This is a genomic window from Streptosporangium sp. NPDC003464, assembly GCF_053588315.1.
On the sequence record NZ_JBSFPS010000004.1, the window covers coordinates 16699 to 31975 of the forward strand.

A 15277-nucleotide genomic window follows, 5' to 3' on the forward strand; every position below is an offset into this window, starting at 1 on the left:
GCCGGGCCCTCCTGGACACCTCTGTCGTCCTCTGGCCGGTTGTCCTCTGGCCGCCGATCGCCGGACCGCCGACGCCGGATCAGCGTCGCCCGATCACCTTGCGGCCGGTCCGCTGCCTGCCGGTCCGCTGCCTGCTTGTCCGCTGTCTGCCGGTCCGCCGCCTATTTGTCCGCTGCCTGCCGGTCCTTCCTGGTCCGGTGCCACCCCGGGGCGGATGATCTGGACGTCGGACGTTCTCTGCCTGGGATGCCCGTTCAACCACTCACCCAGCCGCTTGGCGCTCCAGCCTCGGGGCCGCTCGGTCGACCAGCCATCCTGCCGGCCCGCGCCCGCTCCCCGGTAGCGCCGGGGACCCGGGCCGTCGGCCCGCTCGCCCCTCAGGTCCCGGTACCGCCGGGAATCCGGGCCGCCCGGCCGGCCGAGTCCCGGATCACGGTAGCGTCCGGGTCCCAGGCCGTCGGCCCGCTCGCCTCGGAGCCCCCGGTGCCGCCCGATCGTCCCCTCCTCCGGCTGCCTGGCGGCGGACCCTCCGTACGCCGGTCCCCGATACCGCCTGGGATCCAGGCCGTCAGGCCGCTCGACGCCCGACCCCCGGTAGCGCCGGGGCATCGGCCCGTCGGGCCGCTCGGCCCTCGACCCCCGGTAGCGCCTGGGTATCGGGCCCTCAGGCCGCTCGACCCTCGACCCCCGGTACTGCCGGGGCATCAGCCCCTCAGGCCGCTCGACCCTCGACCCCCGGTAGCGCCGGGGTATCGGCCCGTCGGGCCGCTCGGCCCGATGCCCCCGGTAGTGCCGGGCCCGCGGCCCGTCGGTCCGCCCGAACGCCCGGCCCCGGTGCCGGTCGGCAGCCGGTTCCGGCTGCCTGACCGTCCAGGCCACATGCCGCTTGGCGGTCGAGTTCCCCGGCCGCTTGACCACCCAGCTCGGGGACCGGTTGGACGTCGGCTTCGAATGCTGGACGGCGCCGATCGCCGCCACCCCTATGAGTACGGCCATCACACCGGCCCGTACGACGCTCATCTGCGCACACCCCCGCTTTCCGATCTGTCGGGGGGTCCGCTTCTACAGAGCTCTCTCTACCCGGGTTGGCCGGGCAGATAACGATCATAGATCAGAGCCGCCCAGGTCACGAGCACCGCGCTCGCGTCCCGACCAGCGGGTGTGCGCTCCGTCGAACGGTCCCGCCCGGCCCGCGCCGGCATCGCCGGGGAGGTCGCCCGGGCCGTCGACGCCCCCGGGGGCATCGGTCACGCGGCTGGAGCCGTGTCACGCGCGCGGCAGGCGGGGCGTGCCGCGGAAATAGTCGTTCGCCGCCGGGGCGAACATCATCGCCATGGCACCCAGGACGGCCACGAGGTGCACGATCCGGCTCCCGGCGAACACGAACGACATCGCGTCGGCCTCCGCGACGGCCTGACCGAGCGAGTTCCCGTCGAGCAGCCACCGGATCGGCTCGATCACCAGGGAGATGGTGCCGAAGATGCCGAGAGACAGGGCGAGGGCGATACGGGCCCAGCCGCGGCCCTGCCGCAGGCGGACGGCCATGAAGATCGCCGCCGCGAAGACCGCCAGCCGGAACCCCAGCCCCCCGGCGAGGTCGGCGAACGACGCCGACCCGCTGACCAGCGCGCCGGTGACGGCCAGGGCGGCCTCGAAGGCGCCGGCGCCGACGGCGGTGAGCCAGAGCGCCGAGGCGGTCTTGACGGCCGCAGGGACGGCCGGCGGGCTGTTCAGGGTCTGCGGTGCGTGCTGCTGCGTTGCCATGAAGGTACCTCCGGACGGGGGATCGGGTATGCCCCGAGTCTTTCTCGCGCGGCGGGCCGGGACATGCCCGTCCGCACCCTGATCCGGAGTAGGGAGGGCCCTACCGGCGCTCCGGCGCCGTGGCCCGGACGATTTCCAGCAGTGCGGCGCCCATGAGCAGCAGCCCGGCCGCGGCGGTTACGCGGTCGTGCCGGCGTCGACGGTGACGGACGCGCCGGTGATGTTGCGGCCGCCCTCTCCCACCAGGTGCGCGACGGTGGCGGCGATGTCGTCGGGGCTGCAGTAGCGGTCCAGCGCCGTGTAGCCGCGCTCCTCGTCGGCTCCGGGGCCGTCGGCGGGGTTCATCTCCGTGTCGGTCGAGCCGGGGTGGACGAGGTTGGCGGTGATGCCGCGAGGGCCGAGGTCGCGCGCCAGTCCCTTGGTGAGGCCGATCAGCGCCGACTTGCTCATCGCGTAGAGCGTCCAGCCCGGATAGGGCACCCGCTCGGCCAGGCTGCTGCCGATGGTGACGATCCTGCCTCCCGCGGTCATATGGCGGGCGACGGCCTGGGCGAGCAGGAAGGACGCGCGCGCGTGGATCGCCAGCGTCCGGTCGACCTCCTCCAGTGTCACCTCCTCCAGCGGTCCGTAGGGGGCTGTGCCGGCGTTGTTGACGAGGATGTCGAGCCGTCCCAGCTCCGCGACGGTGCGCTCGACCGCGCCGGCCAGCGCGGCGGCGTCGGTGGCCTGGGCGGCGACGGCGACGCCGCGGGCGCCTGCGGCTTCGATCTCCTTGACCACCGCGGCGGCGCGGTGGGCCGCGCTCGCGTACGTGATGACCACGTCCGTGCCGTCCGCCGCCAGGCGCCGGGCGATCGCGGCCCCGATCCCGCGGCTCCCACCCGTGACGAGTGCGACCTTGCCTGTCATGCCTGCCTCCATCTGGCCAGGTAAGCGGAACTGATTCCGTTTAAATTTAAGCGGAACCAATTCCGCTTAGCAAGCAGGAAGCGGAACCCGTTCCGCATGCCGGGCGACGGTCGGCGCGCCTGGATGCCGGGACGCCGGGACGTCTGGACGCCGGGGAGACTCCGGCCGGATGTGCCTGACCCGCGGATACGGGCGGGCCTTCGAGGGGTACGGGCGGGCCTTGGAGGAGGGATCGCTACCCGGGTCAAGATCCGGCCGGATTCGGAGAGGGCCGCACGCCGTGCCGCGACCTCAAGAGGGCCGCATGACCGCCCCCCAGTCACTCGCAACCGGGCTCAAAGCGGAGGGGCGGAGACTACCGACCCATGCGGGTTCCAGTCATACTCCAGCACAGCTTGGTCGAATGCGGGGCCGCCTGCCTCGCGATGGTCCTCGGCGCCCACGGGCACCACACCTCCGTGCGCGCCCTGGCCGAGGAGATGGGCGTGGGCCGGGACGGCGTCAGCGCGCTCACCCTGGTACGCGTCGCGCGGGCGCGCGGGCTGACCACCCGGGCGCTCTCCCTGCCCGCGGCGCACATACCCGAGATCCCTCTGCCGGCCGTGGCCCACTGGCGGGCGAGACACTTCGTGGTGGTGGAGCGGGCGGCCGGGGACCGGATCACGATCGTCGATCCGGGGATCGGGAGGCTGAGGCTCTCCCGGGAGGAGTTCGCGCGGGACTTCAGCGGCGTGGTCCTCACCTTCGCCCCCGGCCCGGACTTCCAGCGGGGACACCACGGCGAGCGGCGATCCTGGTGGTCGCGCTACGCCCGCTTCAGCGTGCTGAACCATCGGGGCATCCTGGCCGTCCTGGTACTGCTCAGCCTCATCCTGCAAGGGCTCGGACTCGTCCTGCCCACCGCCACCGAGAGCGTCGTGGACCGGGTGCTGGGGCGCGGGGAGATCGACCTGCTGCCCCTGCTGGGACTGGCCGCGGCCGTGGCGGCGCTCGCCTACCTCGCCGCCGGAGGGGCGCGGGCCTGGGCGCTGGCCGTGCTGCGGGCCCGGGCCGACACCGCCCTGCTCGACGACCTGGCCAGGCGGCTGCTCGCCCTGCCGTTCCGCTTCTTCGCCCACCGGGGCTCGGCGGACCTGGTCTCGCGGATCACCGGAGCCGTCGTACTGCGGGACATCTTCACCGGCCAGGTGCTGTCCACCCTGCTCGACGCGCCTCTGGCCGTCGGCTATCTCGTCGCGATCACCGTACGGTCGCCGCTGCTCGGCGGGGTGCTCGTCGTCCTGGCCGCGACCCAGCTCCTCGTGCTCCTCGTCACCCGGCAGCGGATCCGCGACCTGGTCCACCGCGAGCACGAGGCGCGCAACGAGGCCCAGGGACAGCTTGTCGAGTCCGTCAAGGGCATCGAGACGATCAAGTCGTCCGGCGCGGAGTCCCAGGTTCTGGAGCGCTGGACGCGTCTGCTGGACATCCAGACGCAGCAGGCACGGCGGAGCTCGTTCGCCCAGAGCATGCAGGACACCGCGCTGGGGGCGCTGAGGTTCGGCGCCCCGCTGGCGCTGCTGTGGGCCGGCGCGTGGCAGGTGGTGGACCACCGGCTCACCGTGGGCGCCATGCTCGGCGTGCTGGCCCTGGCCGCCGCCGCCCTGGCGCCGCTGGCCTCGTTGACCGGCAGCCTGCGGAGCCTCCAGCTCGCCCGTACCCAGGCCGAGCGGCTCGCCGACATCTGGGAGACCGCCCCGGAGTCCGGCCCCGGCGCCCCGGCGGGTGACGGGGACGCGGTCGCGGAATCCTCCTCCCCGGCCGGACCCGGCGGCGGAGCACGGCGGAGCGGGATCGAGATGAGGGCGGTCGGCTTCCGGTACGCGCCCGAAAGCCCGTGGATCGTCCGTGGGATCGATCTGCGCGTCGTCCCCGGGCAGAAGGTCGCGCTGGTAGGAAGGTCCGGGTCCGGCAAGACCACCCTCGCCCGGCTCCTGCTGGGGCTGTTCCCGCCGGTCGAGGGCGAGATCCTCTATGACGGGGTGCCGGTGTCCCGCCTGGACCCGGGACGGCTGCGGCGGCGTTTCGGGGTGGTCACCCAGGAGCCCGCCCTGTTCACCGGCTCGATCGCGGACAACATCGCCCTGGGAAGCTCCACCGTCTCCCCCGGCCAGGTGGAGGAGGCCGCCCGGCTGGCCTGCGTCCACGACGACATCGCCGCCATGCCCCTCGGCTACCACACCATGCTGACCGAGGGCGGGGGCCTGTCCGGCGGCCAGCGCCAGCGCATCGCCCTGGCCAGAGCGATACTGGCGCGGCCGGAGATCCTGCTGCTGGACGAGGCCACCAGCCACCTCGACACCGACACCGAGGCGGCGCTGAGCGCGAACCTCGGCACCCTCCCCCAGACGCGCATCGTGATCGCCCACCGGCTGAGCACGATCAGGGACGCCGATCTGATCCTGGCACTGGACGGCGGCCGGATCGTCGAGAGCGGCACCCACGACGCGCTGATCCGCTCCGGCGGCCTGTACGCGCGCCTCGCCCGGGCACAGCTCCCGGCGGGCTCCCGGTGAGCCCCGTACCTGCGGGGAGAGACGTGACCGCGGGTCCGCAGTCATCCCCAAGTCGCCCGCAGCCGTCCCCAAGTCACCTACAAGACGAGATCCGCATGATTGGTCACGAGATCGCTTTTCCAGAGCGACAAGGAGAGGAGGAACGTTCCATGAACGCGGCATCACGTACCGAGCTCGGGGACATCACGCCGGTCGGCGCCGAGCTCGACGAGAGCGCGCTGAGCGGAATCAGCGGCGGCCAGAAGGTCGAAATCACCACGGGGTGGGAGGCCGACCCGCCCGGCATCTGCGGCAGTGACTGAATCTGCGGCAGTGACTGAGTAGTCGCGCCCAGCCGCCGTCCCGCCAGCCGGGACGGCGGCGACGGCCGGCGGTCACCGGACCCGGGGACGCGCGCCGTCCCCGGGTCCGGTGCCCCCGCCGTCCCCGAGTCCGGAGAAACCCGTTCTCCCCGGCGGTCCGTCGCCTGCGCACAGGCTCCCGCTCTCCAAGGAGATCCGTGTCACCCCCGCATGTCCTCGTCCTCACCGGTGAGGCCGACCCGCACGCCGACCACATCCGTCACCTGCTGGCCGGACGCGGCGCCCGGACCACCGTCTTCGACAACCGGGACTATCTCACCCGGGCCCACGTGGAGCTGGCGTACACCGCTCGTGGACTCACCCGGCGGCTGCTGCACACCGAGTCCGGCACCCTCGACCTGGACACGCTGACCGCGCTGTGGTGGCGCCGCCCGACGCCGCCCGAGGCGCATCCGGCGCTCACCGACCCGTCGGTGGCCGCCTACGCCGCGCAGGAGAGCGTGAACCTGATCACCGACCTCTGGGAACATCTGCCGTGCCGTACGGTGCCCGCGCGGGAGTCGGTGTTCCGGCGCGCCGCGCACAAGCCGTCCCAGCTCATGCTGGCCGCCGAGCTCGGGTTCGAGATCCCGGAGACCCTGATCGCGACCCAGGCGGACGCCCTGTGGGACTTCCACAACCGCCATGACGGTCACATCGTCACCAAGCCCATGGGCAAGCCGTGGGTAGGCAACCTCGCGGGGGGCCACACGGTCACCCGCCACTGCGAGTTCGTCTCGGCCCGTGATCTGGCCTACGCGGAGGCGCTGCGGTTCTGCCCGGTCATCGCGCAGCAGTACGTGCCGAAACGGCTGGAACTGCGGGTCACCGTCGTCGGCCGGCGGGTGTTCGCGGCCGAGATCCACTCCCAGGAGAGCAACCGGTCGAAGGTGGACTGGCGCCTGTACGACATCGAGGTGACACCGTACGGCGTGCACCGGCTTCCGGACGAGGTCGCTCAGCGGTGCCTGGCGATGACGGACCGTCTCGGGCTCGACTACGGAGCGTTCGACCTGGTCCTGACCCCGGACGGCCGGTATGTGTTCCTGGAGATCAACCCCAACGGCCAGTGGTTGTGGATCGAGGAGCTGACCGGCCTGCCGATCAGCGAGGCCCTCTGCGACCTGCTGCTGGAAGGAGCCTGACGTGTCCCCGATCGTGCCCCCCGACCTCCTCGGCGACGCCCTGGAATGGCTGCGCGGGCTGGACGGCGTGCGCCCGGAGCGCGCCGACGAGCGGCTTTCGGAGCTGCGCGCGCGCCATCCGGAGGTGAGGATGCGGCTGCTGTGGCAGCGTGAGGCCGCCACCGACGACTACCACTACGATCTGCTGCTCCCCTCACCGGAGGGGAGCGTCTCACTGGCTTTCGCGCCGGACCGGGCGATCCCCTGGCCGCTGCGGGGAGGGCAGCGCTCCGGTGAGCAGCTCGTCCTGCGCGTCAACGGCGTCGACATGACGATGGAGCGGGTCGTCTCGGTCCTCGACGTGCTGTGGGACGATGTCGCGCTCGCCCGGCGCCTGGTGAACTCCGCCCTGGTCGAGCAGGCGGTGGACGTCCGCGACCAGCATCTCCCCGCCGACCGGCTCCAGGAGGCCATGGACGCCTTCCGCCGGGCGCGGGGGCTGCTGACCGCGCAGGCGGTACGGGAGTGGATGGCCGAGCGCGGCCTCAGCCACGCCCGCCTGGAGGAGATCGTGGCGCGCGAGGCGGCGGTGGCGGCCCTGCGCCAGGACGTGGTCAAGGGACGGGTGGAGGACTTCTTCGCCGCCCACCGCGCGGAGTTCGACCGGCTGCGCGTGGTCAGGCTGCGCTACGCCGATCCCAGCCGCGCCGACGTCGCCGCCGCGCTCCTGCGGGCCGGGGCCGTGCCGCCCGACGGGCCTGACGGGGTGGAGAAGGACGCCGACCCCGTCGCGCTGGCGGTCGAGGAGGTGCTGGCGGGCGTGGCCACCTGCCGGATGGAGGCGAACAACAGGGACGGCCTGGTCGCGCTCTTCGGCGCCCCGGCGGCGGACGCGCGGGCCGGTCAGGTGCTCGGGCCCGCCCGGCTCCCGGACGGCGGCTTCTGCGTCGCGCACGTGCTGGCCGTGGAGCCAGCGGAACTCGACGAGGTGACCCGCGGGCTCGTCGAGCGGCGGATCTTCGATGACTGGCTGGCGGAGCAGCGACGGAACGCCCACGTGGAGTGGTTCTGGGGCAGCCGGGCCCGCACCGACGAGCTCACCGCCGCCCTGCGGACCTGACGCGGAGCCCACCGGGAACGTCCCGCGCCGGGAACGTCCCGCGCCGAGGAAGTCGAGGCAGAGAACGTCGAGGCCGAGGAAGCGGAAGGCGTTCCGTTAGGCTGGCCCGGTGTGGCGAAGGACGCGGTCGTGAACGCACCGCCCCCCGAGAACGGCGCACGCAGGAGAGACGCGCCGATCTCCGGGAGCGGTCCGCGCCGGAGGGAGGCGGCGGCTCCCGGAGAAGACCCGCGCGTGAGGGAGGCGGCTCCCGGTAGCGGTCCGGGCGCGAGAGCAGCGGCTCCCGGTAACGGTCCGCACGAGGTGGACGTGCCGCCCGCCGGGAAAGGCCCGCGGGAGAGGGCCGACGCCGCGCGCAACCGGGCGCGGATCCTCGCCGCGGCCGCCCGGATCGTGGCCGCCCACGGCGTCGAGGGACTGGCGATGGCGGACGTGGCCGCCGCGGCGGGAGTCGGCGTCGGCACCCTCTACCGCCGCTTCGGCGACCGCTCCGGGCTGGCGTACGCGCTCATCGACGAGCGGGAACGGGAGTTCCAGGCGGCGTTCATCGAAGGCCCGGCGCCGCTGGGACCAGGCGCCTCCGGGACCGCCCGCATCCGCGCCTTCCTGCACGCCCTGGTCGACCGTACGGTGGCCCAGCTCGACCTGCTGGTCATGGCGGAGACCGCGAGCCCCCTCGCCCGCTTCGGCGCCGCCTACGATCTCCACCACAGCCACCTCGCGATGCTCATCGCGCAGGTGAAGCCGGACGGCGACGCCTACTGCCTGGCCGACGCCCTGCTGGCGCCGCTGGCCGCCCCGCTGCTGGCCCACCGGCTCCGCACCGGCGGGGTGACCGTCGAGCGGGTCAAGGCAGGGCTCGACGACCTGCTCTCCGGGTTGGAGGCCGCGCCGACGGGCTGAAGCCCGGGTTCGAGGCCGGGCCGGCAGGTTGAAGCGCGGGGTCGAGGCCGCGCCGGCGGGCTGAGGCGCCGCACGACCGGCCCCGGCGCCCGGCAGGCCGCGCCCGCGCGGCTCCAGCCGGCGGGGCCGAACGCTCCAGCCGGCGGGGCCGAACGCTCCAGCCGGCGGGGCCGAACGCTCTAGCCGGCGTGGCCGAGCGGCGGGAACGCCTCGCGCGCCTCCAGCAACTCCTCCCAGTGCTCCTGCGCCCAGTCGCACATCACGGCCATCGGCCCAAGGATGCTGCGGCCGAGCGGGGTCAGCCCGTATTCGACCCGCCGCACGGGCTCGTCATGGGTCGTGCGGGTGATGAGGCCATCCCGTTCGAGCGCCCGGAGCGACTGCGTGAGCACCTTCGCGGTGATGCCGCGCAGGGGGACCCGGAGCTCCGAGAAGCGCCGCGGCCCGTGTTCGAGGCAGCGGATGATCATCCCTGCCCATTTGTCACCGACGCGGAAGGGCGAGAGAGCGGACGGGCAGAGCTCGTCGAACATGTCCGGATCAAGCGGTTGTCTCACGATCTCACGGTAACCGGTATCCCGGCGGTAACCACGTGCCCGGCTACCGTCCGGGGCAGCGGTCGGCGACCAGGCCCGGCCCCGGGACGTGAGGCGGACTGATGAGCGAGATCATTGTTTTCGGCGCGGGCGGCAGGGCCGGGCGGACTGCCGTCGCGGAGGCTCTGCGCCGTGGGCACCGGGTCACCGCGGTCGTGCGCGACCCGGCCGGGCACGGCGACCTGGCCGCGGACGGCGTGCGCGTCGTCGCCGGCGACGTCACCGACGCGGACGGCGTCGCCCGGCTCGCCGAGGGGCACGGCGCCGCGATCAACGCCGCCGCCGACCTGGGCTCGCAGCCCGACGTCTTCTTCCCCGCCGCCTCCCGCGCGCTGCTCGACGGGCTGGCGCGGGCCGGGGTGGACCGGCTGGTGGCGGTCGGTCTGGCGTCGGGGCTGAAGTCCGAGTCCGGAGCGCTCCTGATGGACACACCCGGCTACCCGCAGGAGTACCGCGGCTTCTATCTGGGGCACGCGGCCGGGACTGAAGTGCTGCGCACCGCGACCACCACGCTCGACTGGGTGGTCCTCAGCCCGGCGGGCGACTTCGACCACGGCGGTGCCCGCACCGGCCGCTACCGGCAGGCCGCGGGCGACGCGGCCAGCCGGATCTCCTACGCCGACTTCGCGATCGCACTGCTCGACGAGATCGACACCCCGCGGCACCACCGCACGCACCTCGGTGTCGAGGAGGGCTGAGGAGCAGGCCCCGAGGAGGGCCGGCGGAGGAGGAGGCGGAGGATCCGGCGGCTCTCGCTCACCTGACCGGACGAGGGGCTCCCTCCCGAGAGCGAGCCGGAAGATCGCCTGCGTCGGCGATCCGGTAGCCGGGCGCGATCGACAGGATCGGGGACATCCCACAGAGCACCCCATCACTGGAGATGTCCGATGAAGCGCACCCGGATCGCCGCCGCCGCTCTCGCCCTCGCCGCCCTGGTCCCGGCCGTGGGGACCCCGGCGCTCGCCGCCACCGTGGCGACGCCCGCCACCGCCGTGCGGACCGAGGTGCCTCCGATCGACAGCGCGGCGCTGGAGCGGAGCATCGCCGGGCTGCCCGCCCCCGACGCCACCGCGGCGGAGGTCAGGGTGGGCGGCTCGAAGGGCTCGTGGCACGGGGTCACGGGGGTGACCGATCTGCGCACCGAGCGGCCGGCGAAGGAGGGGGCCCGGTTCCGGACGGGCAGCGTGACCAAGATCCTCACCGTCGCGGTCGTGCTCCAGCTCGTCGCCGAGGGCGAGCTCTCGCTCGACGGCACGGTCCAGGAGTATCTACCGGGCCTGCTGCCCGCCGACTACCCGGCCGTCAAGGTCGGCCAGCTCCTCAACCACACCAGCGGGCTGCCCGCGCCCAAGTCCGGCGACGGCTTCGAATGGGTCTACGCCACCAGGTTCAAGAAGTGGACGCCGGAGGAGTATGTCGGCAAGGCCGTGGAGAACCCGATCGAGTTCACCCCGGGCACCCGGCAGCACTACCTCAACACCAACACGTTCGTGGCGGGCATGCTGATCGAGAAGGTCACGGGCCGCTCCTACGAGCACGAGGTGACCACCCGGATCCTCCGGCCCGTCGGCATGCGCGACAGCTACCTGCCCGGCGACTCCATCCGGATCCGCGGGCGGCACAACCACGGCTACCAGGTCGTCCCCGAAGGGTTCCCGGACGCGATCGAGTACGGCCAGGCCCACGTCGTGGACATGACCGAGACCAGCGTCACCTCGACCTGGGCCTCCGGTGACCTGATCTCCACCACGGCCGACCTGGAGAGGTTCGTCAAGGCCCTGTTCAGGGGCAAGGTGGTGCCGGCCGCGCAGCTGAAGCACATGTTCACGGTGCCGAAGGTCACGATGTACGGCGGCGACCAGCCCGCCGTCTACACCTCGGGCCTGACCAGGTCGGAGCTGCCCGGCGGCATCGTGGCCTTCGGCAAGACCGGCGCCAGGTACGGCAGCGCGTCCGGCGTCGGCGCCACCCGCGACCTGAGCCGCACGGTCGTCTACTCGATCAACTCCACCGACGCCAAGGCCTCCGGGCAGAACCAGCGCGGCCTCGGCATCGCGCTCGCGGCCTTCGGCGGGTAGGGCCGGCACTCGCGGGACCGCCCCGCCCGTCCGGCCGTCCGCCCGCCGTACGCCCCGCCCGTCCGGCCTCCGCGCCCCGGGCCACCGTACGGCGGGCGGACGCGGGCCGGGACCCGCGCTCAGACGCGGCGGGTCTTCGACAGGGTCGCGTAGACGATGATGTTGTCGGTGTAGTGGCCGGTCTTGCGGTTGTAGACACCGCCGCAGGTGATCAGCCGCAGGGTGGCCTCGCCGGTGTTGCCGTAGACCCGCTTCGACGGGAACGCCTTCTTGCTGACCTGCTCCACGCCGTCGACCGTGAACTCCGCGATGGTCTTGTCCGACCGCGACACCTTGATCGTGTCCCCGCGCCTGACCTCCTTCAGCCGGCTGAAGACGGCGGCCCCGCTCCGGGTGTTCACATGCCCCAGGATCACCGAGGGCCCCTGCTGGCCGGGGATCGGCCCGTGCTTGTACCAGCCCGCCTGGTTCGGCTTGCTCAGCGGAGGGGTCTGGATCTCCTTCTTGGCGTCCACCCCCAGCGCCATCAGCGGAGCCAGCAGGCCGATCTTCGAAATGGCGATCCGGTACGGCTTCACCCCGGCGCTCTTGAGCGGCTCCGGCGGCTGGACGACGGGCAACGGCGGGGGCGCCGTGGGCGCGGCGGCCGTCAACGGCACATCCAGCCCACCCGGCCCCACCGCCGACGGCAGCACCGGCCCGGGTGCCTCCGGCTGCTGTTGCTCCTGCGGTTGCTGCTGTTGTTGCTGCTGCGGCACCGGCTGCTCCCCCGGAGCGGGGACGTCCTCCACCACCAGGGTGTCCGCCGCGTTCGGCGCCGGAGGTCCGTAGGACTCCTGGTCGGCCACCGGAGTCATGTAGGTGAGCAGCCCCGCCATGATCGCGGCCACCCCGCCGAGCGACCCGGCCACGAGCGCCACCGGGAGCAGCAGGCTCCCCCTGGGCTTGGGAGGGCGGCCGACGCCGTACGGATCGTGACCATGGGGATCGTGACTGTAAGGATCATGACCGTAGGGATCGGGACCGCCCTGCGAGGGCCCTGGATACATCCGGCGCGCCTCCTTGCCTAACCCCGGCCGCGCACGTGCGCCGCCCGCCGCCGCTTCAACGCCACTCCGCCGAGCACGCTTCCGAGCACCATGGCCGTCCCGCCGCCGATCAACCCCATCCCCGAAGGGCCGTCATCGGGAGCCTCACCGGTCTGGGCCCCGCCCGTGGGCGTCACGGTCACCTGAGGAGCCGTCGGCGTGGCCCGGGTGGGGGTCACGGTCGCCGTGACGGTCAGCGTCGGCTTGGGCGTCGACGCGGGCGTGGTCGTCACGGTGATCGTGGGCCTCGGCGACGTGGTGGGAGTCGGAGTAGGAGTCCTGGTGGTAGGAGTCGGCGACGGACTCGCCGACACCTTCTCTACCTTCACCGTAACGACCTCCGCATTCGCGGGAGGAGTACAGGTCGTTTCAACCAGCTTCAAAGGCGACGTGAATTTCTTAGTGATCAAGTTGAAGGCGTCAACCACCATGTGCTTGCCATCGGCCTTCTCCAACTTGACCGTGTGCTCACCATATTCCAGATCAGTACGCGACCAGAGAATTTGCTGTCCCAGCTTGTCACCCACCTTGTCATCAGGCATTTCAGTGCCGTCAGACTTCTTTGAGGCGTCGACTCTAGTGGGATTGGTCTCGTTGTCTACGGTGATGTTCACTACACCCATGTCATCATCGCGCTCGGTGATGTATTCGATTCCCGTGCCCGTGAATTTGACTTGCACGAAATTACCGTTCACGGTAGAGAAATGAACATCATCCAGGTGATCGCCTGGGTCGCTCGGCGCGAAAATCTCGGGGTTGGTAGCTTTCCGCTTCGACGAGTACCCCCATGTCCCTACATAAGCGATCGGGCCATGTGTACTGCCAGAAGCGCCATGCGCTTGCTCATTCTGATCATCAGTGTCGTTGACTTTTACATTCGACTCGGGCGGAGTGAAAGAAAAGGTGAACTTCAAGTTCCCCGGCTTGACCTTGACCTCACCCTCGCTTCCAGTAGCGGCGGACCCGACGGATAGCGAGGGAAGCTCCAGTTTGTCGCCCTGCTTCAGGGTACCAAATTCCTTAGTTCCAGATGAATCCAGCGTCCCATCCCACAACCCAGAAATGCCTGCGGTTCCGGTAGCCGCGAGTCGACTAGCGGTTGAGTAGTTTCCAGGTGACACCAGAGGTGACTCGGAGAGGGACCAGCCAACTTCCAATGGCTTACCAAGCTGAATGCTCTGCGGAATGGAGAGTTTAACCTTCACGGTCTTGTTGGCGCCGGGAACAAGATCACCCGTGCAGGTGTAGTTATAGAAATAGTTGTTGGTTACCTCAGCAAGACTCTGCGAGCTGGAGATGACGACCAGGGAGCTGACCGCCACCCCTAGGACTGACGCCGCGACTGTTCTACGGAGTCCCGCTCCCCACCGAAACACCGCACACTCCGATCATCGGGCCTGGTCGCAAAACTGGTCATCTGATCACAACTAGGTCCGGATCGTACTGTGCCGTGATGTCGTGACGCAGGAAGATGACAAGACCCCCAGGGGACTGTGGCGGACTTGTGATCTGGTCCACGCGGAGGCGGAGACCCTCGGCGGCGTCGCGGGGTGGGTGTACCTGGAAGTAACAGAATCGTATTCTGGTCCACGGAGCCCCAAGGAGGCAGTCAATGCAGCGAGACCTCTTCGAGGAGGAGCACGAGCTCTTCCGTGAGACCGTGCGCGAGTTCCTGGCCCGTGAGGTCGTGCCCCATCACGCACAGTGGGAGAAGGACGGCATCGTCCCCCGTGAGGTGTGGAAGAAGGCCGGCGAGATCGGGATGTTCGGCTTCGGGGTGCCGGAGGAGTACGGCGGGGCGGGGATCACGGACTTCCGCTACAACAGCGTGATCCTTGAGGAGGTCATCGGGATCGGCGCGTCCGGCCTGGGCTTCTCGCTGCACAACGACGTGATGGCGCCGTACTTCGTCGACCTCACCAACGACGAGCAGAAGGGCCGCTGGCTGCCCGGGTTCGCCAGTGGCGAGCTCATCACGGCCGTCGCGATGACGGAGCCCGGCGCGGGCAGCGACCTGCAGGGCATCAGGACGACCGCCCTGCGCGAGGGCGACCACTACGTGGTCAACGGCCAGAAGACCTTCATCACCAACGGCATCAACTCCGATCTGGTCGTCGTGGTCGCCAAGACCGACCCGGCCGCGGGCGCCCGGGGGACCTCCCTGCTCGTCGTCGAACGGGGCATGGAGGGCTTCAGCCGGGGCCGCAACCTTGAGAAGATCGGCATGCACGCCCAGGACACCGCGGAGCTGTTCTTCGACAACGTCCGGGTCCCTGCGGCCAACCTGCTGGGCGAGGAGGAGGGCCAGGGCTTCTTCCAGCTCATGGCCAACCTGCCGCAGGAGCGGCTGTCGATCGCGGTCATGGCCGTGGCCGCGGCCGAGACCGTCCTGCGGACGACCATCGACTACTGCAAGAGCCGCACGGCCTTCGGCCGCAGCATCGGCAGCTTCCAGAACACCCGCTTCGTCCTGGCGGAGCTGGACACCGAGGTGGAGATCGCCCGTCACTACGTCGACAAGTGCGTCCGGGCCCTCAACGCCAAGGAGCTGAGCGTCGTCGACGCCGCCAAGGCCAAGTGGTGGACCACCGAGCTGCAGACCAAGGTGATCGACCGCTGCCTCCAGCTCCACGGCGGCTACGGCTACATGATGGAGTATCCCGTCGCCAAGGCCTGGATCGACAGCCGGGTCCAGACCATCTACGGCGGCACGACCGAGATCATGAAGGAGATCATCGGCCGTTCCTTCGGCTTCTGAGGCCCCCGCTCCGACCGCTTTCGGCGCTCCACGGCGGACCA

General features: G+C 71.2%; 13 protein-coding genes. 8 read left to right on the forward strand and 5 right to left on the reverse strand.

From position 1 onward, the window contains the following. Positions 1-1266: 1266 nt before the first annotated feature. Both ACWDS7_RS01540 and ACWDS7_RS01545 read right to left on the reverse strand, forming a co-directional pair. Positions 1267-1764: a hypothetical protein gene (locus ACWDS7_RS01540; RefSeq protein WP_451927629.1), complete on the reverse strand. Its 498-nt coding sequence runs from the start codon at positions 1762-1764 to the stop codon at positions 1267-1269. 177 nt (positions 1765-1941) lie between these two features. Beyond that, the gene (locus ACWDS7_RS01545; RefSeq protein ID WP_451927630.1) at positions 1942-2673 is read right to left on the reverse strand and encodes an SDR family NAD(P)-dependent oxidoreductase; all 732 of its coding nucleotides are present in this window, start codon (positions 2671-2673) and stop codon (positions 1942-1944) included. 365 nt (positions 2674-3038) lie between these two features. Here ACWDS7_RS01545 and ACWDS7_RS01550 point away from each other — a divergent pair, with 365 nt between their 5' ends. The 5 genes from ACWDS7_RS01550 to ACWDS7_RS01570 all read left to right on the forward strand — a co-directional run bounded on the left by ACWDS7_RS01550 (position 3039) and on the right by ACWDS7_RS01570 (position 8716). Next, complete coding sequence (locus tag ACWDS7_RS01550; protein WP_451927631.1) at positions 3039-5228, forward strand: peptidase domain-containing ABC transporter; 2190 nt, start codon at positions 3039-3041, stop codon at positions 5226-5228. 149 nt (positions 5229-5377) lie between these two features. Beyond that, on the forward strand, positions 5378-5530 hold the full coding sequence (locus ACWDS7_RS01555; protein WP_306859720.1) for a hypothetical protein: 153 nt from the start codon (positions 5378-5380) through the stop codon (positions 5528-5530). Between the two features lie 197 nt (positions 5531-5727). After that, on the forward strand, positions 5728-6714 hold the full coding sequence (locus tag ACWDS7_RS01560; RefSeq protein WP_451927632.1) for an MvdC/MvdD family ATP grasp protein: 987 nt from the start codon (positions 5728-5730) through the stop codon (positions 6712-6714). Position 6715: 1 nt separating this feature from the next. Next, a complete protein-coding gene (locus tag ACWDS7_RS01565; protein ID WP_451927633.1) occupies positions 6716-7813 on the forward strand; it encodes a TIGR04500 family putative peptide maturation system protein in 1098 nt (365 codons plus the stop codon). Positions 7814-8116: 303 nt separating this feature from the next. Beyond that, positions 8117-8716, forward strand: coding sequence for a TetR family transcriptional regulator (locus tag ACWDS7_RS01570; protein ID WP_451927634.1), 600 nt, complete (start codon positions 8117-8119; stop codon positions 8714-8716). Between the two features lie 179 nt (positions 8717-8895). Here ACWDS7_RS01570 and ACWDS7_RS01575 read toward each other — a convergent pair whose 3' ends face one another. Beyond that, positions 8896-9273: a winged helix-turn-helix transcriptional regulator gene (locus ACWDS7_RS01575; RefSeq protein WP_306859728.1), complete on the reverse strand. Its 378-nt coding sequence runs from the start codon at positions 9271-9273 to the stop codon at positions 8896-8898. Positions 9274-9374: 101 nt separating this feature from the next. Between ACWDS7_RS01575 and ACWDS7_RS01580 the strand changes: the two genes are divergently transcribed. Beyond that, positions 9375-10010 carry an NAD(P)-dependent oxidoreductase gene (locus tag ACWDS7_RS01580; protein WP_451927635.1) on the forward strand — a complete coding sequence of 212 codons (636 nt, stop codon included), beginning with the start codon at positions 9375-9377 and terminating at the stop codon, positions 10008-10010. A 189-nt stretch (positions 10011-10199) separates the two neighbouring features. Further along, positions 10200-11390 carry a serine hydrolase domain-containing protein gene (locus tag ACWDS7_RS01585; protein ID WP_451927636.1) on the forward strand — a complete coding sequence of 397 codons (1191 nt, stop codon included), beginning with the start codon at positions 10200-10202 and terminating at the stop codon, positions 11388-11390. A 119-nt stretch (positions 11391-11509) separates the two neighbouring features. On the opposite strand, the gene ACWDS7_RS01590 is transcribed toward ACWDS7_RS01585, so the two are convergent. Further along, positions 11510-12439 (reverse strand): class F sortase, encoded by a 930-nt coding sequence (locus ACWDS7_RS01590; protein WP_451927637.1) that lies wholly within the window; start codon positions 12437-12439, stop codon positions 11510-11512. A 17-nt stretch (positions 12440-12456) separates the two neighbouring features. Then, entirely contained in the window at positions 12457-13800 is a 1344-nt protein-coding gene (locus tag ACWDS7_RS01595) for a hypothetical protein (RefSeq protein WP_451927638.1), read from the reverse strand. A 290-nt stretch (positions 13801-14090) separates the two neighbouring features. Between ACWDS7_RS01595 and ACWDS7_RS01600 the strand changes: the two genes are divergently transcribed. After that, positions 14091-15236 (forward strand): acyl-CoA dehydrogenase family protein, encoded by a 1146-nt coding sequence (locus ACWDS7_RS01600; RefSeq protein WP_451927639.1) that lies wholly within the window; start codon positions 14091-14093, stop codon positions 15234-15236. The last annotated feature ends 41 nt before the right edge of the window (positions 15237-15277 follow it).